A 22314-nucleotide genomic window follows, 5' to 3' on the forward strand; every position below is an offset into this window, starting at 1 on the left:
ATGTTCCGACGTACGTTCTGGTTCACCGCGGGCGCAGCCGCCGGCGTCTGGGCCACCACCAAGGTCAACCGCAAGCTGAAGCAGCTGACGCCGGAGAGCCTCGCCGCCCGGGCCGCCGACAAGGCACTCGAAGCGGGCCACCGGCTCAAGGACTTCGCGCTCGACGTCCGCGACGGCATGGCCGAGCGCGAGGCCGAGCTGGGCGAGGCCCTCGGCGTGAACGCCCCGGTCGACCCCGAACTGCCCGCACAGCGTCGCTTCGCGCTCGTCGAGCCCGTGACCAAGAAGAACCCCAAGTCCCTCGCCAAGTCGACGGACACGACGTACTCGTACAACCGGAATGAGGACCACTGATGGAGTCGGCTGAAATCCGCCGCCGCTGGCTGAGCTTCTTCGAGGAGCGTGGGCACAAGGTCGTGCCGTCGGCGTCGCTGATCGCAGACGACCCGACGCTGCTCCTCGTCCCCGCGGGCATGGTCCCCTTCAAGCCCTACTTCCTGGGCGAGGCCAAGCCGCCCGCCCCCCGCGTCACCAGCGTGCAGAAGTGCGTGCGCACGCCCGACATCGAAGAGGTCGGCAAGACCACCCGGCACGGCACGTTCTTCCAGATGTGCGGCAACTTCTCCTTCGGCGACTACTTCAAGGAAGGCGCCATCCAGCTCGCCTGGGAGCTGCTGACCTCGCCCCAGGACAAGGGCGGCTACGGCCTGGACCCGGAGAAGCTCTGGATCACGGTCTACAAGGAGGACGACGAGGCCGAGCGCATCTGGCGCGACGTCATCGGCGTCCCCGCCGAGCGCATCCAGCGCCTCGGCATGGGCCCCAACTTCTGGTCCATGGGCGTCCCCGGACCCTGCGGCCCGTGCTCGGAGATCAACTACGACCGGGGCCCCGAGTTCGGCGAGGAGGGCGGCCCGGCCGTCAACGACGAGCGCTACGTGGAGATCTGGAACCTGGTCTTCATGCAGTTCGAGCGCGGCGCCGGCACGGGCAAGGAGGACTTCCCGATCCTCGGCGACCTGCCGTCGAAGAACATCGACACGGGCCTCGGCCTGGAACGCCTCGCCATGATCCTGCAGGGCGTACAGAACATGTACGAGACCGACACCCTGCGCGTCGTCATGGACAAGGCCACCGAGCTGACCGGCGTGCGCTACGGCGCCGAGCACGGCACGGACGTCTCGCTGCGCGTGGTCGCCGACCACATGCGCACCTCCGTGATGCTCATCGGCGACGGCGTCACGCCCGGCAACGAGGGCCGCGGCTACGTCCTGCGCCGCATCATGCGTCGCGCCGTCCGCAACATGCGCCTGCTCGGCGCCACCGGCCCTGTCGTCGCCGAGCTGGTCGACACGGTCATCAAGACCATGGGCGAGCAGTACCCGGAGCTGCTCACCGAGCGCAAGCGCATCGAGACCGTCGCCCTCGCCGAGGAGGCCGCCTTCCTGAAGGCCCTCAAGGGCGGCACGAACATCCTCGACACCGCCGTCACCGACACCAAGGCCGCCGGTTCCACGGTGCTGCCCGGCGACAAGGCGTTCCTGCTCCACGACACCTGGGGCTTCCCGATCGACCTCACCCTGGAGATGGCCGCCGAACAGGGCCTGACCGTGGACGAGGACGGCTTCCGGCGCCTGATGAAGGAGCAGCGGGAGCGCGCCAAGGCCGACGCCCAGGCCAAGAAGACCGGCCACGCCGACCTCGGCGCCTACCGCGAGATCGCCGACAACGCCGGTGCCACCGACTTCACCGGCTACACGGCCACCGAGAACGAGGCCGTGATCGTCGGCCTCCTCGTCGACGGCGTGTCCTCGCCCGCGGCCACCGAGGGCGACGAGGTCGAGATCGTCCTCGACCGCACCCCGTTCTACGCCGAGGGCGGCGGCCAGATCGGCGACACCGGCCGCATCCGCCTGGACAGCGGCGCCGTCGTCGAGGTCCGCGACGTCCAGAAGCCGGTGCCGGGCGTGCACGTCCACAAGGGCGTCGTGCAGGTCGGCGAGATCACCGTCGGCGCCCCGGTGTGGGCCTCGATCGACTCCCACCGCCGCCGCGCCATCGCCCGCGCCCACTCCGCCACGCACCTCACGCACCAGGCGCTGCGCGACGCGCTCGGCCCGACGGCCGCCCAGGCCGGCTCCGAGAACCAGCCCGGCCGCTTCCGCTTCGACTTCGGCTCGCCGTCCGCCGTGCCCACGACCGTGATGACGGACGTCGAGCAGCGGATCAACGACGTGCTCTCGCGCGAGCTGGACGTCCAGGCCGAGGTCATGTCGATCGACGAGGCCAAGAAGCAGGGCGCCATCGCCGAGTTCGGCGAGAAGTACGGCGAGCGCGTGCGCGTCGTCACCATCGGCGACTTCTCCAAGGAGCTGTGCGGCGGCACCCACGTGCACAACACCGCCCAGCTCGGCCTGGTCAAGCTGCTCGGCGAGTCCTCCATCGGCTCGGGCGTGCGGCGCATCGAGGCCCTGGTCGGTGTCGACGCGTACAACTTCCTGGCCAAGGAGCACACGGTCGTCGCCCAGCTCCAGGAGCTGGTCAAGGGCCGTCCCGAGGAGCTGCCCGAGAAGATCTCCGGCATGCTCGCCAAGCTGAAGGACGCCGAGAAGGAGATCGAGAAGTTCCGCGCGGAGAAGGTGCTTCAGGCCGCCGCCGGTCTCGCCCAGGGCGCCAAGGACGTCCACGGCGTCGCCCTGGTCACCGGCCAGGTCCCGGACGGCACCGGCGCCGACGACCTGCGCAAGCTGGTCCTCGACGTGCGCGGCCGGCTGAATCAGTTGTCTGGGGCGGGCGACCGCCCGGCCGTGGTCGCCCTGTTCGCCTCGGCCAACGGCAAGCCCCTCACGGTCATCGCCACCAACGAGGCCGCGCGCGAGCGCGGCCTCAAGGCCGGTGACCTGGTGCGCACCGCCGCCAAGACCCTCGGCGGCGGAGGCGGCGGCAAGCCGGACGTCGCCCAGGGCGGCGGCCAGAACGTGGCCGCCATCGGCGACGCGGTCGCCGCCGTCGAGCGCCTCGTCACCGAGACGGTCTGAAGCCCGTCCCGATGACCGAAGGCATCCGTCGCGGGCGCAGGCTCGCGATCGACGTCGGGGACGCCCGGATCGGGGTCGCCTCGTGCGACCCCGACGGGATCCTCGCCACACCGGTGGAGACCGTGCCGGGACGCGACGTCCCGGCCGCGCAGCGTCGCTTGCGGCAACTCGTCGAGGAGTACGAGCCGATCGAGGTCGTCGTCGGGCTCCCTCGCTCCCTCAAGGGGGGCGAGGGCCCGGCCGCCGTGAAGGTCCGCGGCTTCGCCCAGGAGCTCGCCGCCGGGATCGCCCCCGTTCCGGTGAGACTCGTGGACGAGAGGATGACCACAGTGACGGCCAGTCAGAGCCTGCGCGCCTCCGGTGTGAAGTCCAAAAAGGGCAGGTCTGTCATCGATCAGGCGGCGGCCGTCGTGATCCTGCAGCAGGCGCTGGAGTCCGAACGGGCGTCAGGAAGGGCCCCCGGCGAGGGCGTCGAAGTGGTCATCTGATCGCGATACGGTAACGTTCCGCGCGATGCGGCGGCGTTCGAACAGCTGCCGCACAGCATCAAGAGGCGGAACGGTTGCCCTGACATCCAGCCGGCGGCCCCCGCCTCGCGGCTCGTAGGGGATCGATGACTGAGTATGGCCGGGGCCCAGGCTCCGAACCGTGGCATCCCGAGGACCCGTTGTACGGGGACGGCGGATGGGGAGGACAGCAGGCCGACGGCTCGTCCCCCTACGGCGGCCAGGAGCAGTACCACTCCCAGCAGCCGCACCAGTCTCACCAGCAGCAGCCGCACCAGCAGCACCCCCAGCAGTCGCACCACCAGCACCACCCGCAGCAAGGGCAGTACCCGCACCAGCAGCCCCACTCTCAGGGGGCCCAGCAGCCCCAGCATCCGCAGCAGCAGGCTCCCTACGGCGACTGGAACTCGGGCCAGCAGCAGGCCTACGGCTCCCAGGGATACGACCAGCAGGGCTATGACCAGCAGGGATACGCGCCCGCCCAGGCACAGTACGGCGGCGGGGGCGGCCGGCCCGGCGACGGCGGCTGGGACAGCGGACAGCACGGCCAGGTCCCGTACGGCGGCGACCCGGTGGACCCCTACGGCGGCCAGCCCGGGTCCTACGCCGAGGAGCGCCCCGACTACTACGGCACGCCGGAGGCCTACCCGCCGCCCGAGCCGCCGGGACGTCGGCGCCCCGCGCCCGAACCGGAGCCCGAGACCGACTGGGACCCCGGGCCCGACCAGGGCGAGCACGCCTTCTTCGCGGACGGCGCCGACGAGGACGACGACGAACCGGGGCGCGGCTCCGGTCGCGGCGACCGGCGCGGGCGCGGCGGCAAGAAACCCAAGAAACGCCGCAGCGGCTGCGCCTGCCTGGTCGTGACCGTGGTCTTCGCCGGTGGCCTCGGCGGCATCGGCTACTTCGGCTACCAGTTCTACCAGGATCGTTTCGGCACGGCCCCCGACTATTCCGGCGACGGCACCGCATCGAATGTCACCGTCACCATCGAAAAGGGTTCCGGCGGCTATGACATCGGCAATCGGCTCAAGGCCGCCGGGGTCGTCAAGAGCGTCGACGCATTCGTCTCCGCGCAGGGCAAGAACCCGGACGGACAGAAGATCCAGGCGGGCGTCTACACCCTCAAGAAACAGATGTCGGCCGCGTCCGCCGTAGAATTGATGCTCAGCCCGAAGAGCCGTAGCAACCTCATCATTCCGGAAGGTACGCGAAATGTGCGCGTGTACAGCCAGATCGATGAGCGGCTGCAGCTGAAGAAGGGCACCACGAAGGACATCGCCCACAAGGAATGGAAGAGTCTCGGCCTCCCCAAGTGGGCCACGGCCAACATGTCCAGCGAGGCCATGGACCCGCTGGAAGGCTTCCTCTTCCCCGCCAGCTATCCCGTCGCCAAGGGGCAGAAGCCCGCGGACGTCCTGCGGAAGATGGTGGCCGAAGCCACCGCCAAGTACGACGCGATGGGCGTCGAGGAACAGGCCTCGCAGCTGGGTCTGAAGAACCCGCTCGAAGTCGTCACGGTGGCGAGCCTCGTGCAGGCCGAGGGCAAGTACAAGCACGACTTCGAGAAGGTCGCGACGGTCGTCTACAACCGACTGAAGCCCGGCAACACCGAGACGTACGGACTCCTCGACTTCGACTCGACGGTGAATTACCTGAAGGGTCAGTCCAAGCTCGCCATCGGCTCCGTCGACGAGCTCCGCAAGCTGAAGGACCCGTACAACACCTACAAGATCAAGGGCCTGCCGCCCGGGCCGATCGGGAACCCGGGCGAGGTCGCGATCAAGTCCGCGCTGAATCCGGCGAAGGGTAATTGGTACTACTTCGTCTCCGTCAGCGCAGACAAGACGCTCTTCGCGGAGACGAACGAGGAGCAGAACCGGAACCGCGAGAAATACCTGAAGGAGCAGAACGGACAGTGAGCGTCAACAACCGGCGGGCCGCGGTACTCGGCTCGCCCATCGCTCATTCCCTTTCCCCGGTGCTGCACCGCGCCGCGTACGCCGAACTCGGCCTCGACGACTGGTCGTACGACCGTTTCGAGGTCGACGAGGAGGCGCTGCCCGGGTTCGTCGAACAGCTCGGGCCCGAGTGGGCGGGGCTCTCCCTCACGATGCCGCTGAAGCGCGCCGTGATCCCGCTGCTCGACTCGGTCAGCGACACCGCCGCGTCCGTGGAGGCCGTCAACACGGTCGTGCGGACCGGCGACGGGCGTCTCACCGGCGACAACACCGACATCCCCGGCATGGTCGCCGCCCTGCGGGAGCGCGGCATCGAGCAGGTCGAGTCCGCCGCGATCCTCGGCGCGGGCGCCACCGCGTCCTCCGCCCTGGCCGCGCTCGCCCGGATCTGCACCGGCGAGGTCGTCGCGTACGTACGCAGCGAGGCCCGCGCCGCCGAGATGCGGCAGTGGGGCGAGCGGCTCGACGTCGAGGTGCGCACCGCCGACTGGGCGGATGCCGCGCGGGCCCTGCACGCGCCGCTCGTCATCGCCACCACCCCGGCGGGCACCACGGACGCGCTGTCCCACGCCGTGCCGGAGCGGCCCACCACGCTCTTCGACGTGCTGTACGACCCCTGGCCGACGACGCTCGCGGCGCGCTGGTCGGCGTACGGCGGCGCCGTCGTCAGCGGGCTCGACCTGCTTGTGCACCAGGCGGTGCTTCAGGTCGAGCAGATGACGGGGCGGACGCCCGGACCGCTCGACGTGATGCGCAAGGCGGGGGAGCGGGCGCTCGCGGGGCGCTGACGGCCGCAGGACGGGGCGCGGGCTGCCGCGGTGTCGCCCCGACCCCCGTCCTGGCGTCCGTCAGATGGACCGGGCGCCGGGTCACGCCCCCAGACGTGGGAGGATCGGGGTGGCGGGCCAGGGCCGCGCACCCGGTCGCGCCGCAAGCAGTTCCAGGCGCGAGCATGAGGAGCACCGTTGAGCAGGTTGCGCTGGCTGACCGCGGGGGAGTCCCACGGACCCGCACTGGTGGCGACGCTGGAGGGCCTTCCGGCCGGCGTCCCGATCACCACGGACATGGTGGCGGACCACCTCGCCCGGCGGCGCCTCGGCTATGGGCGCGGCGCCCGGATGAAGTTCGAGCGTGACGAGGTCACGTTCATCGGCGGCGTCCGGCACGGCCTGACCATGGGCTCGCCCGTCGCGGTCATGGTGGGCAACACCGAGTGGCCCAAGTGGGAGCAGGTCATGTCGGCCGACCCGGTCGACCCCGGCGTCCTCGCCGACCTGGCCCGCAACGCCCCGCTGACCCGCCCCCGGCCCGGCCACGCCGACCTCGCGGGCATGCAGAAGTACGGCTTCGACGAGGCCCGGCCGATCCTGGAGCGCGCCTCCGCCCGCGAGACCGCGGCCCGCGTGGCCCTCGGCGCGGTCGCCCGCTCCTACCTGAAGGAGACGGCCGGGATCGAGATCGTCAGCCATGTCGTGGAGCTGGCCGCGGCCAAGGCCCCGTACGGCGTGTACCCGACCCCCGCCGACGTCGAGAAGCTCGACGCCGACCCCGTGCGCTGCCTCGACGCCGACGCGTCGAAGGCGATGGTCGCGGAGATCGACCAGGCCCACAAGGACGGCGACACCCTGGGCGGTGTGGTCGAGGTGCTCGCGTACGACGTGCCGGTGGGCCTCGGCTCGCACGTGCACTGGGACCGGCGCCTCGACGCGCGGCTCGCCGGTGCGCTCATGGGCATCCAGGCGATCAAGGGCGTCGAGGTCGGCGACGGCTTCGACCTCGCGCGGGTGCCGGGCTCGCAGGCGCACGACGAGATCGTCGCCACCGCCGACGGCGTCAAGCGCGCCACCGGCCGCTCCGGCGGCACCGAGGGCGGCCTCTCCACCGGCGAGCTGCTGCGGGTGCGCGCCGCGATGAAGCCCATCGCGACCGTGCCGCGCGCCCTCGCGACGATCGACGTGGCCACCGGCGAGGCGGCCAAGGCGCACCACCAGCGCTCCGACGTCTGCGCCGTCCCCGCGGCCGGGATCGTGGCCGAGGCCATGGTGGCGCTGGTGCTCGCGGACGCGGTCGCGGAGAAGTTCGGCGGCGACAGCGTCACCGAGACCCGCCGCAACGTCCGTTCGTACCTCGACAACCTCCAGATCCGGTGACGGCCGACGCGACCGGACCGGTGAGCGGGCCGCGCGTCGTGCTCGTGGGCCCCATGGGCTCGGGCAAGTCCACGGTCGGCGCGCTCCTGGCCGACCGGCTCGGCGTGGCCTACCGGGACACCGACGCCGACATCGTGGCCGCCGAGGGCCGCGAGATCGCCGACCTCTTCCTCGACGAGGGCGAGCCGTACTTCCGCGAGCGTGAGCGTGCGGCGGTGCGGGCCGCCGTCGCCGGGCACGACGGCGTCCTCGCCCTCGGCGGCGGCGCGATCCTCGACGAGGGCACGCGCGCGCTGCTGCGCGGCCTGCCCGTGGTCTACCTCGCGATGGACGTCGAGGAGGCGGTCCGCCGGGTCGGGCTCAACGCCGCCCGGCCGCTGCTCCTGGTCAACCCGCGCAAGCAGTGGCGCGAGCTGATGGACGCGCGCCGCCATCTGTACGAAGAAGTCGCCCGCGCCGTCGTCGCCACGGACGACCGCACCCCCGAAGAGGTCGCGGAAGCGGTCCTCGACGCACTGGAGTTGAAAGAAGCATGAGCGAGGCAGTGACGCGCATCCACGTCGGCGGCACGGCGGGCACCGAGCCGTACGAGGTGCTCGTCGGGCGGCAGCTGCTCGGTGAACTCGGCGCCCTGATCGGCGACGCCGCCAAGCGCGTCGCCGTCATCCACCCCGAGGCGCTGGCCGAGACCGGCGACGCGCTGCGCCAGGACCTGGCCGACCAGGGCTACGAGGTCGTGGCGGTGCAGGTGCCCAACGCCGAGGAGGCCAAGACCGCCGAGGTCGCCGCGTACTGCTGGAAGGCGCTCGGCCAGTCCGGCTTCACGCGCACCGACGTGATCGTGGGCGTCGGCGGCGGTGCCACCACCGACCTGGCCGGGTTCGTGGCCGCGACGTGGCTGCGCGGGGTGCGGTGGATCGCCGTGCCGACGACCGTGCTCGGCATGGTGGACGCGGCGGTCGGCGGCAAGACCGGCATCAACACCGCCGAGGGCAAGAACCTGGTGGGCTCCTTCCACCCGCCCGCGGGCGTGCTCTGCGACCTGGCGGCGCTCGACTCGCTGCCGGTGCACGACTATGTCTCCGGGCTCGCGGAGATCATCAAGGCGGGCTTCATCGCCGATCCGGCCATCCTCGACCTCATCGAGGCCGACCCGGAGGCGGCCCGCACGCCCGCGGGGCCGCACACCTCCGAGCTGATCGAGCGCTCCATCAAGGTCAAGGCCGAGGTCGTCTCCGGCGACCTCAAGGAGTCCGGCCTGCGCGAGATCCTCAACTACGGGCACACGCTGGCGCACGCCATCGAGAAGAACGAGCGCTACAAGTGGCGGCACGGCGCCGCCGTCGCCGTCGGCATGCACTTCGCGGCCGAACTCGGCCGCCTGGCGGGCCGCCTCGACGACGCGACCGCCGACCGTCACCGCACCGTCCTGGAGTCCGTCGGGCTGCCGCTGAGCTACCGCTACGACCAGTGGCCCAAGCTCCTGGAGACCATGAAGGTCGACAAGAAGTCCCGCGGTGACCTGCTGCGCTTCATCGTCCTCGACGGTCTCGCCAAGCCCACCGTGCTTGAGGGCCCGGACCCGGCGATGCTGCTCGCCGCGTACGGGGAAGTCGCCGACTGACCGCCCGTTCCGCCCTGTTCGGGGCGGAATGAATCAGCCATGGGCACTTCTCGGCCGCCCCGGCCGTTCACACAACATCGGCCGGGGACGGTACCGTTCGGTAAGGGTGGCCCCGGCTGCCGCCCGCATCAGCAGTCGTACGAGACGGAGTGGCACCGGATGCAGCACGCAGTGGGGTCTCCGCTGCCGCCGCCCCCTCAGCCGGGGCACGGACCGGCCACCGGCTGGTCCCCGGCCGCACACCACCCGAGCGGTCCGCCGCCGGGTGCGGCTCCGGGCTCCCCTCCGCCGCCCGTGCCCGGGGCACCGGGCGCCTCGCACGCACCGGCCCCGCATGTCCCGGGCGGGCCGCACGCCCCGGGCCCGCGCACGCACCGGGGGCGCCGCAGGCCCCGCACGCCCCGGGCCCGACGTCGCACGCGCCCGGACCGGCCCCGCACGCGCCCGGCCATGCCCCGCACCCCGCGGCCACCGGGCACGCCCAGACCGGCCCCGCCGCGCACCACGCCCCCGCGCCGCCCGCCCGCGACACCACCGGCCACATCCAGCTCCCGCCCGGCGGCCCCGTCGCCATGCCGAGCCCGCCGCCCGGCACGGCCCGGGCCGACACGGGCTCCACCACGCTCGCCGTGCTCCTCATCGGCCCCGCGGGCGCGGGCAAGACCAGCGTCGCCAAGTTCTGGGCCGAGCACCGGCGCGTGCCGACGTCCCACATCAGCCTCGACGACGTCCGCGAATGGGTGCGCTCGGGCTTCGCCGACCCCCAGTCGGGCTGGAACGACCACTCCGAGGCGCAGTACCGCCTGGCCCGCCGCACCTGCGGCTTCGCCGCGCGGAACTTCCTGGCCAACGGCATCTCCTGCATCCTCGACGACGCCGTCTTCCCCGACCGGCCCGTGGTCGGCCTCGGCGGCTGGAAGCGGCACGTCGGCCCCGGCCTGCTGCCCGTCGTCCTGCTGCCCGGCCTCGAGGTCGTCCTGGAGCGCAACGCCCAGCGCAGCGGCAACCGCAGGCTCACCGACGAAGAGGTGGCCCGCATCCACGGCCGCATGGCCGGGTGGTACGGCTCGGGGCTGCCGATCATCGACAACTCCCAGCTCGACGTCCCCGCCACCGCCCGGCTCCTGGACGACGTCCTGGCCCGCGCGATCGCGAGCCCGCCGCAGTGGTAAGGCCTGAGTCTCCCGGCCCATGAGCCACGAGTAGGTCACCCCGTCCCCGAAGCTCCTTCACATCCGCCGGTACGGCTCTGCGGGTGGGCCCGCAAGCGCTTCGCCGGGGGCGACACGAAGTCCACGCAGGCCGCGGCGCGGTCCACGGTCACCGCGACCGCTGCCCGTGCGGCGCGACACGTGATCGCTGGCCGCTTCTTGGGACGGCCCCCGCCGTCCGGGGGTGGTGCGCCCTGTAGGGGGCGCGGGGAACTGCGCGCTCAGCGCGCGAGAAGTCGCAGACGCGTCTGCTGAGATCCCGGCAGATGCGGCTGCGGCTTTGTTGTGGCTGGTCGCGCAGTTCCCCGCGCCCCTGACGGGGCTCGGTCGCACATGGGGTGCCCCTGACGGGGCTCGGTCGCGCACGGGGTGCCCCTGACGGGGCCCGGTCGCGCACGGGGTACCCCTGACGGGGCCCGACCCCGGCCCCGGCCACACGGGGCGCCCTCGCGGTGGGCGGACCCCATCCGGACGCGCTGAACCGGCCGCGCCCCCTCCGCGCTCATAGGCTCGCCCCATGTCAGAGGTGTACGCCGCGCGCAGGGAGCGGCTCAGGGAGCGCTGTGCCGGTGGGGGAAGCGCGGCCGCGCTCGTGTCGCGGCCCGCCAACGTGCGCTATCTCGCGGGCACGGCGCCGACCGGGGCCGTACTGCTTCTCGGGCGGACCGAGGACGTACTGGTGTGCGGCCGGCCGCCGGGCGAGGAGCCGGGGACGGAGCTGGCCGACGCGGGGCTGCGGGCGCACGTCCTCGAGGCCCCCGGGGGCGATCCGGCCGTCGTGGGGGCGGGGCAGGCCGCCGCGCAGGGGGCCGAGACGCTGGCCGTGGAGGAGCACCACCTCACCGTGGCCCGGCACCACGCGCTGGCCTCCGTCGCGCCGGGGGTGCGCCTGACGGACCTCGGGCAGGGCGTGGAGCAGCTGCGCCTGGTGAAGGACGAGGAGGAGATCTCCTGTCTGCGGATCGCCGCCGAGATCGCCGACCAGGCGCTGGGGGAGCTCCTGGAGTCGATCCTGGTGGGCCGCACCGAGCGGCACCTCGCGCTGGAGCTGGAGCGCCGCCTCGTGGACCACGGGGCCGACGGACCGGCGTTCGCGACATCCGTCGGCACCGGGCCGAACTCGGGCCGCGGCGGGCACCGGCCCACCGACCGGCGCGTCGAGGAGGGCGACTTCCTCTCCGTCTGCCTCGGCTCCTGCTACCGCGGCTACCGCAGCGAGATCGGCCGCACCTTCGTCATCGGCACCTCGCCCGCGGACTGGCAGATCGAGCTGTACGACCTCGTCTTCGCCGCTCAGCGGGCCGGTCGCGAGGCCCTGACCCCCGGCGCCGCCTGCCGTGACGTGGACCGCGCGGCACGTCACGTACTGGACGCCGCGGGCTACGCGGACGGGCTCCCTCCGCGCACCGGACACGGCGTCGGACTCGAAATCGACGAGGACCCGCAGTTGGCGCCCGCGGCCATGGGTAAACTGGACGCTTGCGTGCCGGTCACCGTCGAACCGGGGGTCCACCTCCCGGGCCGGGGCGGGGTCCGGATCGATGACACGCTCGTCGTCCGCTGCGAAGCGGACGGCGGACCCGAGCTACTCACCATCACGACCAAGGAGCTGCTCGCGCTCTAGCGCGTGCGCGTGCCCCGGGGTCGTCCACGTCAGTCCAGGAGATTCCGCAACCGTGGCTTCCACGAACGACCTCAAGAACGGCATGGTGCTCAAGCTCGACGGGGGCCAGCTCTGGTCCGTCGTCGAGTTCCAGCACGTCAAGCCCGGCAAGGGCCCGGCCTTCGTGCGCACCAAGCTCAAGAACGTGCTCTCCGGCAAGGTGGTCGACAAGACCTTCAACGCCGGTGTCAAGGTCGAGACGGCCACCGTCGACAAGCGCGACATGCAGTTCTCGTACATGGACGGCGACTACTTCGTCTTCATGGACATGGAGACCTACGACCAGCTGCACATCGACAAGAAGGTCGTCGGCGACGCCGCGAACTTCCTGATCGAGGGCTTCGAGGCCACCGTCGCGCAGCACGAGGGCGAGGTGCTCTTCGTCGAGCTGCCGGCCGCTGTCGAGCTCGTCATCCAGGAGACCGAGCCGGGCGTCCAGGGCGACCGCTCCACCGGTGGCACCAAGCCCGCCATCCTGGAGACCGGCCACCAGATCAACGTGCCGCTCTTCATCACGACCGGTGAGAAGATCAAGGTCGACACGCGTGACAGCAGCTACCTCGGCCGGGTGAACAGCTAACCGTGGCCGCCCGTAACACGGCCCGCAAGCGCGCCTTCCAGATCCTCTTCGAGGCCGACCAGCGCGGTGCAGACGTCCTGACGGTCCTCGCGGACTGGGTGCGCCACGCGCGCTCCGACACCCGGCAGCCGCCGGTCAGCGAGTACACGATGGAACTCGTCGAGGGATACGAGAAGCACGCTTCCCGCATCGACGAGCTGATCTCGCAGTACGCCGTCGGATGGACGCTCGACCGGATGCCCGTCGTCGACCGGAACATCCTGCGTCTCGGCGCGTACGAGCTCGTCTGGGTCGACGGAACGCCCGACGCGGTGGTTCTGGACGAGGCCGTCCAGCTCGCCAAGGAATTCTCCACGGACGAGTCGCCGGCCTTCATCAATGGGCTGCTCGGCCGCTTCAAGGAGCTGAAGCCGAGTCTTCGCCGGGGGGAGTAGGCCGCCGCCTCTTTTCTCGGACTCCGTAGGGCCCGCAGCCGTTTGGCTGCGGGCCCTACGGCGTTTTCCATTCCGCGCCGGCGCGCATGGCCGGGCGTTTTCCGTGCGCCGACCGATTCCGGGGGACATGTCGCCTGTGGGCAGCCCGCAAAAACGCCGCCGGGGTGGCCGAAACCCAATCGGTTCCGGCCACCCCGGCGGCACGTTTCTGCTCAACTCTCCCTTGGGAGAATCAGACCTCTTCGTGGGCCACGGCGCGGCGCGCGTCGGCGTCGAGAACGCCCCAGCTGATCAGCTGCTCGGTGAGCACCGAGGGCGACTGGTCGTAGATGACGGCGAGGGTGCGCAGGTCGTCCTGGCGGATGGAGAGGACCTTGCCGTTGTAGTCGCCGCGCTGGGACTGGATCGTGGCGGCGTAACGCTGCAGGGGGCCTGCCTTCTCGGCCGGGACGTGGGCGAGCCGCTCCAGGTCGAGGACCAGCTTGGGCGGGGGCTCGGCGGCACCGCCGGGCGGGGTGCCCGGGAGGAGTTCCTGCACCGGAACGCCGTAGAAGTCCGCCAGCTCGGCAAGGCGCTGCACGGTCACGGCACGGTCGCCGCGCTCGTACGACCCGACCACTACCGCCTTCCAGCGACCCTGGGACTTCTCCTCGACTCCGTGGAGGGAAAGGCCCTGCTGGGTACGGATGGCGCGGAGCTTGGCCCCGAGCTGTTTGGCGTATTCGCTGGACATATAGCTCCCCGGACGCTGTGACAACGTGCGGCTCCGCCGCGCTCCTTGTGACTCACTGTGAGGTTACGCAGCGTTACTTGGCTGCGTCAAGCCGAATGGGTCCGAGGGCCCCTTCCGTGGGGGTGGTGACGGCCCGCGTTGCCGTTGCTGGTACCGTGAGAAACGCTGCTGACGCAGTTGGCGCAATTTAGACGTCCTTTAAGGTCCGTCCCGTGAGGCGGAGAAGGAGGTCCGTTTTACATGGACACGCATGACTCCGATGTCGCGCGGCCCGTTCTCGAAGGCCCGGACATCGCGCGGGTGTTGACCCGTATCGCGCACGAAATCGTCGAGCGCGCCAAGGGCGCTGAGGACGTGGTCCTGCTCGGCATTCCCACGCGGGGTGTCTTCCTCGCCCAGCGGCTCGCCGCGAAGCTCGAGGAGATCACCGGCCGCAAGGTCCCGGTCGGCTCCCTCGACATCACGATGTACCGCGACGACCTGCGGATGCACCCGCCGCGCGCCCTCGCCCGCACCGAGATCCCCGGTGACGGCATCGACGGCCGCCTCGTCGTTCTCGTCGACGACGTGCTCTTCTCCGGCCGCACCATCCGCGCCGCCCTCGACGCCCTGAACGACATCGGCCGCCCGCGCGCGGTGCAGCTCGCCGTTCTCGTCGACCGCGGCCACCGAGAACTGCCCATCCGCGCCGACTACGTAGGCAAGAACCTCCCGACGTCGCTGCGGGAGACGGTCAAGGTCCAGCTCGCCGAGGAGGACGGCCGCGACGCCGTGCTGCTCGGTGCCAAGCCGACCGCTCCGGCCGGCGAGCGCTAGCTCCTTCCCGCACGACCGGCCCCCGTGGCCCTGGTCCGTGCGCGAGCCGACGCGCGCCCGCATGCCCGCCGTGCCCCGCGGGGGACACCCCCGACCCGGGCACCCGCACACCTGAATTCCCTTACGGAGCCCACCAGATGATGCGACACCTCATCTCGGCCGCCGACCTCACCCGCGACGACGCCGTTCTCATCCTCGACACCGCGGAGGAGATGGCCCGCGTCGCCGACCGGCCGATCAAGAAGCTGCCGACCCTGCGCGGCCGCACCGTCGTCAACCTCTTCTTCGAGGACTCGACGCGGACCCGGATCTCCTTCGAGGCCGCCGAGAAGCGCCTCTCCGCCGACGTCATCAACTTCACCGCCAAGGGGTCGAGCGTCTCCAAGGGCGAGTCCCTGAAGGACACCGCCCAGACCCTGGAGGCCATGGGCGTCGACGCGGTCGTCATCCGCCACGGAGCCTCCGGCGCGCCCTACACGCTCGCGAACTCCGGCTGGATCGACGCGGCCGTCATCAACGCGGGCGACGGCACCCACCAGCACCCCACCCAGGCCCTCCTCGACGCCTTCACCATGCGCCGCCGCCTGGTCGGCCGGGACGCCGGGCTCGGCCAGGACCTGGCCGGCAAGCGCGTCACGGTCGTCGGCGACATCCTGCACAGCCGCGTCGCCCGCTCCAACGTGGACCTGCTGCACACCCTCGGCGCCGACGTCACCCTCGTCGCCCCGCCCACCCTGGTCCCGGTGGGCGTCGAGCACTGGCCGTGCGAGGTGTCGTACGACCTCGACCGGGTGCTGCCCAAGTCGGACGCCGTGATGATGCTGCGCGTGCAGCGCGAGCGCATGAACGCCGCGTTCTTCCCCACCGAGCGGGAGTACTCCCGCCGCTACGGCCTCGACGGCGAGCGGATGGCGCGGATGCCCGAGCACGCCATCGTGATGCACCCCGGACCGATGGTCCGCGGCATGGAGATCACCGCCGAGGTCGCCGACTCCGACCGCTGCACGGTCGTCGAGCAGGTCGCCAACGGCGTCTCGATCCGCATGGCCGTGCTGTACCTGCTTCTCGGCGGCAACGAGCCCGCCGTCACCCACACCCGCCCCGCCACCGAGCGCCCCGCGCACACCGTTCTCTCGGACGAGGAGAAGTAAGACCATGAGCAAGATCCTGATCCGTGGCGCGCAGGTGCTCGGCGGCGAGCCGCAGGACGTCCTGATCGACGGCGACACCGTCGCCGAGGTGGGCACGGGCCTCGGCGCCGAGGGCGCCACCGTCGTCGAGGCCGACGGCAAGGTGCTCCTGCCGGGCCTGGTCGACCTGCACACCCACCTGCGCGAGCCCGGCCGCGAGGACTCCGAGACCGTCCTCACCGGCACCCGCGCGGCCGCCAGCGGCGGCTACACGTCCGTGTTCGCGATGGCCAACACCTTCCCCGTCGCCGACACCGCCGGCGTCGTCGAGCAGGTCTACCGCCTCGGCAAGGAGTCCGGCTACTGCGACGTGCAGCCCATCGGCGCCGTCACCGTCGGCCTGGAGGGCAAGAAGCTCGCCGAGCTGGGCGCCATGCACGAGTCGGCGGCCGGGGTCACGGTCTTCTCCGACGACGGCAAGTGCGTCGACGACGCCGTGATCATGCGGCGCGCCCTGGAGTACGTGAAGGCCTTCGGCGGCGTCGTCGCCCAGCACGCGCAGGAGCCGCGGCTCACCGAGGGCGCCCAGATGAACGAGGGCGTCGTCTCCGCGGAGCTCGGGCTCGGCGGCTGGCCCGCGGTGGCCGAGGAGTCGATCATCGCCCGGGACGTCCTGCTCGCCGAGCACGTCGGTTCGCGCGTGCACATCTGCCACCTGTCGACCGCCGGCTCCGTGGAGATCGTGCGCTGGGCCAAGTCCCGCGGCATCGACGTCACCGCCGAGGTCACCCCGCACCACCTGCTGCTCACCGACGAGCTGGTGCGCAGCTACAACCCGGTCTACAAGGTCAACCCGCCGCTGCGCACCGAGCGCGACGTCCTGGCGCTGCGTGAGGCCCTGGCCGACGGCACCATCGACATCGTCGCCACCGACCACGCCCCGCACCCGCACGAGGACAAGGACTGCGAGTGGGGCGCGGCCGCCATGGGCATGGTCGGCCTGGAGACCGCCCTGTCCGTCGTCCAGCACACGATGGTCGACACCGGCCTGCTCACCTGGGCGGGCGTCGCCGACCGGATGTCCCACACCCCGGCCCGCATCGGGCAGGCCGAAGGACACGGCCGCCCCGTCTCGGCAGGCGAGCCCGCGAACCTCACGCTCGTCGATCCGGCATACCGTGGACCCGTGGACCCCGCGGGATTCGCCTCCCGCAGCCGCAACACCCCCTACGAGGGCCGTGAGCTGCCGGGACGCGTCACGCACACGTGGCTGCGGGGCCGGGCCACGCTCGTCGACGGGAAGCTCCAGTGACCGCTACACACGTTCTCGCCACCCACCTGACCCACCTGGCCGCCGAGGAGAAGTCGGCGGAGGTCACCGACTGGGCCGCCCGCATCGGCTGGGTCGTCGGTCTGCTGCTCTTCATCGCGCTCGTCTACTGGCTGATGCGCGAGGGCTGGAAGTGGCGCGGCACGCTCCAGTCCGACCTGCCCGAGCTCCCCAGCGCGCCGTCCGACCCGGGCCCGGCCACACTTGAGCTGACCGGCCGGTACCACGGCTCCACCACCGCGGGCCAGTGGCTCGACCGGATCGTGGCGCACGGCCTGGGCACCCGCAGCCGGGTGGAGCTGACCCTCACGGACGCGGGTCTGGACGTCGTACGCCCCGGGGCGCGGGACTTCTTCATCCCGAAGGAGGCGCTGCGCGAGGCCCGGCTCGACAAGGGCATCGCGGGCAAGGTCCTCGCCGAGGGCGGTCTGCTGATCGTCACCTGGGCGCACGGCGACAAGCTCCTCGACTCCGGCTTCCGCTCGGACCACGCCGCCGAGCAGGCCGAGTGGGTCACCACCGTCAACAACATGATCGACAGCACGCAGACCGACGGCGCCGACGCCGAGGTCGACAGCACGACGCAAACGGAAGGCGCACGATGACGACCTCCACTCGGGGAGCCGCGAAGACTCCCGCCGTACTCGTCCTGGAGGACGGCCGCACCTTCCGCGGGCGCGCCTACGGGGCCGTGGGGGAGACCTTCGGCGAGGCCGTCTTCTCCACCGGCATGACCGGCTACCAGGAGACCCTCACCGACCCGTCGTACCACCGCCAGGTCGTCGTGATGACCGCCCCGCACGTCGGCAACACCGGTGTCAACGACGAGGACCCCGAGTCCGCCCGGATCTGGGTCTCCGGCTACGTGGTGCGTGACCCCGCCCGCGTGCCCTCCAACTGGCGCGCACAGCGCTCCCTGGACGAGGAGCTGGAGCGCCAGGGCGTCGTCGGCATCAGCGGCATCGACACCCGAGCCCTCACCCGCCACCTGCGCGAGCGCGGCGCCATGCGCGTCGGCATCTTCTCCGGGGACGCCGTCGCCGCGGACGCCGAGCTGCTCGCCAAGGTGCAGGCCGCCCCGCAGATGAAGGGCGCGAACCTGTCCGCGGAGGTCGCCACCAAGGAGACGTACGTCGTCCCCGCGATCGGCACCAAGAAGTTCACGGTCGCCGCCGTCGACCTCGGCATCAAGGGCATGACCCCGCAGCGCATGGCCGAGCGCGGCATCGAGGTGCACGTGCTGCCCGCCACCGCCACCGCCGAGGACGTGTACGCGGTGAATCCGGACGGCGTGTTCTTCTCCAACGGCCCCGGCGACCCCGCCACCGCCGACGGTCCCGTCGCCGTCATGCAGGAGGTCCTGAAGCGCAGGACGCCGCTGTTCGGCATCTGCTTCGGCAACCAGATCCTCGGCCGCGCCCTCGGCTTCGGCACGTACAAGCTGAAGTACGGCCACCGCGGCATCAACCAGCCCGTGCAGGACCGCACCACGGGCAAGGTCGAGGTCACCGCGCACAACCACGGCTTCGCCGTCGACGCGCCCCTCGACCGGGTCTCCGACACCCCCTACGGCCGCGCCGAGGTCTCCCACGTGTGCCTCAACGACCAGGTCGTCGAGGGCCTCCAGCTCCTCGACCAGCCCGCGTTCAGCGTCCAGTACCACCCCGAGGCGGCCGCCGGCCCGCACGACGCCGCGTACCTCTTCGACCGCTTCACCACCCTGATGGAGGGCCAGCGTGCCTAAGCGCACCGATATCCAGTCCGTCCTGGTCATCGGCTCCGGCCCGATCGTCATCGGCCAGGCCGCGGAGTTCGACTACTCCGGCACCCAGGCGTGCCGCGTCCTCAAGTCCGAGGGCCTGCGCGTCATCCTCGTCAACTCGAACCCCGCGACGATCATGACCGACCCGGAGATCGCCGACGCCACGTACGTCGAGCCGATCACCCCGGAGTTCGTCGAGAAGATCATCGCCAAGGAGCGCCCCGACGCGCTCCTGCCCACCCTCGGCGGTCAGACGGCCCTCAACACGGCCATCTCCATGCACGAGCAGGGTGTCCTGGAGAAGTACGGCGTCGAGCTGATCGGCGCCAACGTCGAGGCCATCAACAAGGGCGAGGACCGCGACCTCTTCAAGGACGTCGTCGAAGAGGTCCGCAAGAAGATCGGCCACGGCGAGTCCGCCCGCTCCTACATCTGCCACTCCATGGACGACGTCCTCAAGGGCGTCGACGAGCTCGGCGGCTACCCCGTCGTCGTGCGCCCGTCCTTCACCATGGGCGGCGCCGGATCCGGCTTCGCGCACAACGAGGACGAGCTGCGCCGCATCGCGGGCCAGGGCCTCACGCTCTCGCCGACCACCGAGGTGCTCCTGGAGGAGTCCATCCTCGGCTGGAAGGAGTACGAGCTGGAGCTGATGCGCGACAAGAACGACAACGTGGTGGTCGTCTGCTCCATCGAGAACTTCGACCCGATGGGCGTGCACACCGGCGACTCGATCACGGTCGCGCCCGCGATGACGCTCACCGACCGCGAGTACCAGATCCTGCGGGACGTCGGCATCGCGATCATCCGTGAGGTCGGCGTCGACACCGGCGGCTGCAACATCCAGTTCGCCATCAACCCCGACGACGGCCGGGTCATCGTCATCGAGATGAACCCGCGTGTCTCGCGCTCCTCCGCGCTCGCGTCGAAGGCCACCGGCTTCCCGATCGCCAAGATCGCCGCGAAGCTGGCCGTCGGCTACACGCTCGACGAGATCCCCAACGACATCACCGAGAAGACCCCGGCCTCCTTCGAGCCGACCCTCGACTATGTCGTCGTCAAGGCCCCGCGCTTCGCGTTCGAGAAGTTCCCGCAGGCCGACTCCACGCTGACCACGACCATGAAGTCGGTCGGCGAGGCCATGGCCATCGGCCGCAACTTCACCGAGGCCCTGCAGAAGGCGCTGCGCTCCCTGGAGAAGAAGGGCAGCCAGTTCTCCTTCACCGGCAAGCCCGGCGACAAGTACACGCTCCTGCGCGCGGCCGTGCGGCCCACCGACGGACGCATCAACACCGTCATGCAGGCCATCCGCGCGGGCGCCACGCCCCAGGAGGTCTTCGACGCCACGAAGATCGACCCCTGGTTCGTCGACCAGCTCTTCCTCATCAAGGAGATCGCGGACGAGCTGGCGGCCGCCGAGAAGCTGGAGCCGGAGCTGCTCGCCGAGGCCAAGCGGCACGGCTTCTCCGACGCCCAGATCGCCGAGATCCGCGGCCTGCGCGAGGACGTCGTCCGCGAGGTCCGGCACGCCCTCGGCGTCCGTCCTGTCTACAAGACGGTCGACACCTGCGCGGCGGAGTTCGCCGCCAAGACGCCGTACTTCTACTCCTCCTACGACGAGGAGTCCGAGGTCGCCCGGCGCGAGAAGCCCGCCGTGATCATCCTGGGCTCGGGACCGAACCGCATCGGCCAGGGCATCGAGTTCGACTACTCCTGCGTGCACGCCTCCTTCGCGCTCAGCGACGCGGGCTACGAGACCGTCATGGTCAACTGCAACCCGGAGACCGTCTCCACCGACTACGACACCTCCGACCGGCTCTACTTCGAGCCGCTCACCCTGGAGGACGTCCTGGAGATCGTCCACGCCGAACAGCAGGCGGGCCCCGTCGCGGGCGTCATCGTCCAGCTCGGCGGCCAGACCCCGCTCGGCCTCTCCCAGGCCCTGAAGGACAACGGCGTCCCCGTCGTCGGCACCTCGCCCGAGGCCATCCACGCCGCCGAGGACCGCGGCGCCTTCGGCCGCGTGCTCGCCGAGGCGGGCCTGCCCGCGCCCAAGCACGGCACCGCGACGACCTTCGCCGAGGCCAAGGCCATCGCCGACGAGATCGGCTACCCCGTCCTCGTCCGCCCCTCCTACGTGCTCGGCGGGCGCGGCATGGAGATCGTGTACGACGAGACCCGGCTCTCCGCGTACATCGAGGAGTCGACCGAGATCAGCCCGTCCCGTCCGGTCCTCGTCGACCGCTTCCTGGACGACGCGATCGAGATCGACGTGGACGCGCTCTACGACGGCCACGAGCTGTACCTCGGCGGCGTCATGGAACACATCGAGGAGGCCGGCATCCACTCCGGCGACTCGGCGTGCGCCCTGCCCCCGATCACCCTCGGCGGCCACGACATCAAGCGCCTGCGTGCCTCCACGGAGGGCATCGCCAAGGGCGTCGGCGTGCGCGGACTGATCAACATCCAGTTCGCGATGGCCGGGGACATCCTGTACGTCCTCGAAGCCAACCCGCGCGCCTCGCGCACCGTCCCCTTCACCTCGAAGGCGACCGCGGTGCCGCTCGCGAAGGCCGCCGCCCGCATCTCGCTCGGCGCGACCATCGCCGAGCTGCGCGCGGAGGGCCTGCTTCCGGCGACCGGCGACGGCGGCGAGCTGCCGCTCGACGCGCCGATCTCCGTCAAGGAGGCCGTGATGCCCTGGTCGCGCTTCCGCGACATCCAGGGCCGCGGCGTCGACACGGTGCTCGGCCCGGAGATGCGCTCCACCGGTGAGGTCATGGGCATCGACTCCGTGTTCGGCACGGCGTACGCCAAGTCGCAGGCGGGCGCGTACGGCCCGCTGCCGACCAAGGGCCGCGCCTTCATCTCGGTCGCCAACCGCGACAAGCGCTCGATGATCTTCCCGGCGCGCGAGCTGGTCGCCCACGGCTTCGAGCTGCTCGCCACCTCCGGCACGGCCGAGGTCCTCAAGCGCAACGGCATCAACGCCACGGTCGTGCGCAAGCAGTCCGAGGGCGAGGGCCCCAACGGTGAGAAGACCATCGTCCAGCTCATCCACGACGGCCAGGTCGACCTCATCGTCAACACCCCGTACGGCACCGGTGGCCGCCTCGACGGCTACGACATCCGCACGGCCGCCGTCGCGCGCTCCGTGCCGTGCCTGACGACCGTGCAGGGCCTCGCCGCCGCCGTCCAGGGCATCGACGCGCTCAACCACGGCGACGTGGGCGTGCGCTCGCTCCAGGAACACGCGGAGCACCTGACGGGCCTGTCTGCGGACCGCGACTAGCAGCCCACGAGGGGGACACCGGATCCGGTGTCCCCCTCCTCATGCGCCTCGTGCCGCACACCTGATGCCGCAGGAGGGCAACGA

Annotated in this window: 18 protein-coding genes and 1 pseudogene; 18 read left to right on the forward strand and 1 reads right to left on the reverse strand. The window is 71.4% G+C overall.

What is annotated here, in order from left to right; all coding sequences use genetic code 11:
• The 12 genes and pseudogenes from AB6L24_RS12900 to nusB all read left to right on the forward strand — a co-directional run bounded on the left by AB6L24_RS12900 (window position 1) and on the right by nusB (window position 13167).
• Window positions 1–354: a DUF6167 family protein gene (locus AB6L24_RS12900; RefSeq protein ID WP_405655189.1), complete on the forward strand. Its 354-nt coding sequence runs from the start codon at window positions 1–3 to the stop codon at window positions 352–354.
• Entirely contained in the window at window positions 354–3038 is a 2685-nt protein-coding gene (alaS, locus tag AB6L24_RS12905; RefSeq protein WP_405655190.1) for an alanine--tRNA ligase, read from the forward strand. Before AB6L24_RS12900 ends, alaS begins: the two co-directional genes overlap by 1 nt.
• A 23-nt stretch (window positions 3039–3061) precedes the next feature.
• Window positions 3062–3526 (forward strand): Holliday junction resolvase RuvX, encoded by a 465-nt coding sequence (ruvX, locus tag AB6L24_RS12910; RefSeq protein WP_030360486.1) that lies wholly within the window; start codon window positions 3062–3064, stop codon window positions 3524–3526.
• Between the two features lie 125 nt (window positions 3527–3651).
• Window positions 3652–5466: an endolytic transglycosylase MltG gene (mltG, locus tag AB6L24_RS12915; protein WP_405655192.1), complete on the forward strand. Its 1815-nt coding sequence runs from the start codon at window positions 3652–3654 to the stop codon at window positions 5464–5466.
• The gene (locus AB6L24_RS12920) at window positions 5463–6293 is read left to right on the forward strand and encodes a shikimate dehydrogenase (protein ID WP_405655193.1); all 831 of its coding nucleotides are present in this window, start codon (window positions 5463–5465) and stop codon (window positions 6291–6293) included. The genes mltG and AB6L24_RS12920 overlap by 4 nt, the downstream gene beginning before the upstream one ends.
• A 177-nt stretch (window positions 6294–6470) precedes the next feature.
• On the forward strand, window positions 6471–7655 hold the full coding sequence (gene aroC, locus AB6L24_RS12925) for a chorismate synthase (protein ID WP_405655194.1): 1185 nt from the start codon (window positions 6471–6473) through the stop codon (window positions 7653–7655).
• 53 nt (window positions 7656–7708) lie between these two features.
• On the forward strand, window positions 7709–8191 hold the full coding sequence (locus AB6L24_RS12930) for a shikimate kinase (protein WP_405657143.1): 483 nt from the start codon (window positions 7709–7711) through the stop codon (window positions 8189–8191).
• Window positions 8188–9279 (forward strand): 3-dehydroquinate synthase, encoded by a 1092-nt coding sequence (gene aroB / locus AB6L24_RS12935; protein ID WP_405655195.1) that lies wholly within the window; start codon window positions 8188–8190, stop codon window positions 9277–9279. Before AB6L24_RS12930 ends, aroB begins: the two co-directional genes overlap by 4 nt.
• A gap of 159 nt (window positions 9280–9438) precedes the next feature.
• A pseudogene (locus AB6L24_RS12940) lies at window positions 9439–10451 on the forward strand (AAA family ATPase).
• A gap of 556 nt (window positions 10452–11007) precedes the next feature.
• Entirely contained in the window at window positions 11008–12114 is a 1107-nt protein-coding gene (locus AB6L24_RS12945; RefSeq protein WP_405655196.1) for an aminopeptidase P family protein, read from the forward strand.
• A gap of 52 nt (window positions 12115–12166) precedes the next feature.
• The gene (gene efp, locus AB6L24_RS12950; RefSeq protein WP_405655197.1) at window positions 12167–12733 is read left to right on the forward strand and encodes an elongation factor P; all 567 of its coding nucleotides are present in this window, start codon (window positions 12167–12169) and stop codon (window positions 12731–12733) included.
• A 2-nt stretch (window positions 12734–12735) separates the two neighbouring features.
• The gene (gene nusB / locus AB6L24_RS12955; protein ID WP_289953505.1) at window positions 12736–13167 is read left to right on the forward strand and encodes a transcription antitermination factor NusB; all 432 of its coding nucleotides are present in this window, start codon (window positions 12736–12738) and stop codon (window positions 13165–13167) included.
• A gap of 232 nt (window positions 13168–13399) precedes the next feature.
• On the opposite strand, the gene bldD is transcribed toward nusB, so the two are convergent.
• On the reverse strand, window positions 13400–13900 hold the full coding sequence (gene bldD, locus AB6L24_RS12960; protein ID WP_016638847.1) for a transcriptional regulator BldD: 501 nt from the start codon (window positions 13898–13900) through the stop codon (window positions 13400–13402).
• A gap of 240 nt (window positions 13901–14140) precedes the next feature.
• On the opposite strand from bldD, the gene pyrR reads away from it, so the two are divergent.
• The 6 genes from pyrR to carB all read left to right on the forward strand — a co-directional run bounded on the left by pyrR (window position 14141) and on the right by carB (window position 22230).
• A complete protein-coding gene (pyrR, locus tag AB6L24_RS12965) occupies window positions 14141–14716 on the forward strand; it encodes a bifunctional pyr operon transcriptional regulator/uracil phosphoribosyltransferase PyrR (RefSeq protein ID WP_405655199.1) in 576 nt (191 codons plus the stop codon).
• A 137-nt stretch (window positions 14717–14853) separates the two neighbouring features.
• Complete coding sequence (locus AB6L24_RS12970) at window positions 14854–15867, forward strand: aspartate carbamoyltransferase catalytic subunit (RefSeq protein WP_380853036.1); 1014 nt, start codon at window positions 14854–14856, stop codon at window positions 15865–15867.
• 4 nt (window positions 15868–15871) lie between these two features.
• Window positions 15872–17158: a dihydroorotase gene (locus AB6L24_RS12975; RefSeq protein ID WP_380853038.1), complete on the forward strand. Its 1287-nt coding sequence runs from the start codon at window positions 15872–15874 to the stop codon at window positions 17156–17158.
• A complete protein-coding gene (locus tag AB6L24_RS12980) occupies window positions 17155–17781 on the forward strand; it encodes a hypothetical protein (RefSeq protein ID WP_405655200.1) in 627 nt (208 codons plus the stop codon). Before AB6L24_RS12975 ends, AB6L24_RS12980 begins: the two co-directional genes overlap by 4 nt.
• The gene (gene carA, locus AB6L24_RS12985; RefSeq protein WP_405655201.1) at window positions 17778–18920 is read left to right on the forward strand and encodes a glutamine-hydrolyzing carbamoyl-phosphate synthase small subunit; all 1143 of its coding nucleotides are present in this window, start codon (window positions 17778–17780) and stop codon (window positions 18918–18920) included. The genes AB6L24_RS12980 and carA overlap by 4 nt, the downstream gene beginning before the upstream one ends.
• Complete coding sequence (carB, locus tag AB6L24_RS12990) at window positions 18913–22230, forward strand: carbamoyl-phosphate synthase large subunit (protein WP_405655202.1); 3318 nt, start codon at window positions 18913–18915, stop codon at window positions 22228–22230. The genes carA and carB overlap by 8 nt, the downstream gene beginning before the upstream one ends.
• Window positions 22231–22314: the final 84 nt, after the last annotated feature.

Source organism: Streptomyces sp. RK9 (assembly GCF_045070545.1).
In the GTDB taxonomy this organism is placed as follows: Bacteria; Actinomycetota; Actinomycetes; order Streptomycetales; family Streptomycetaceae; genus Streptomyces; species Streptomyces alboflavus.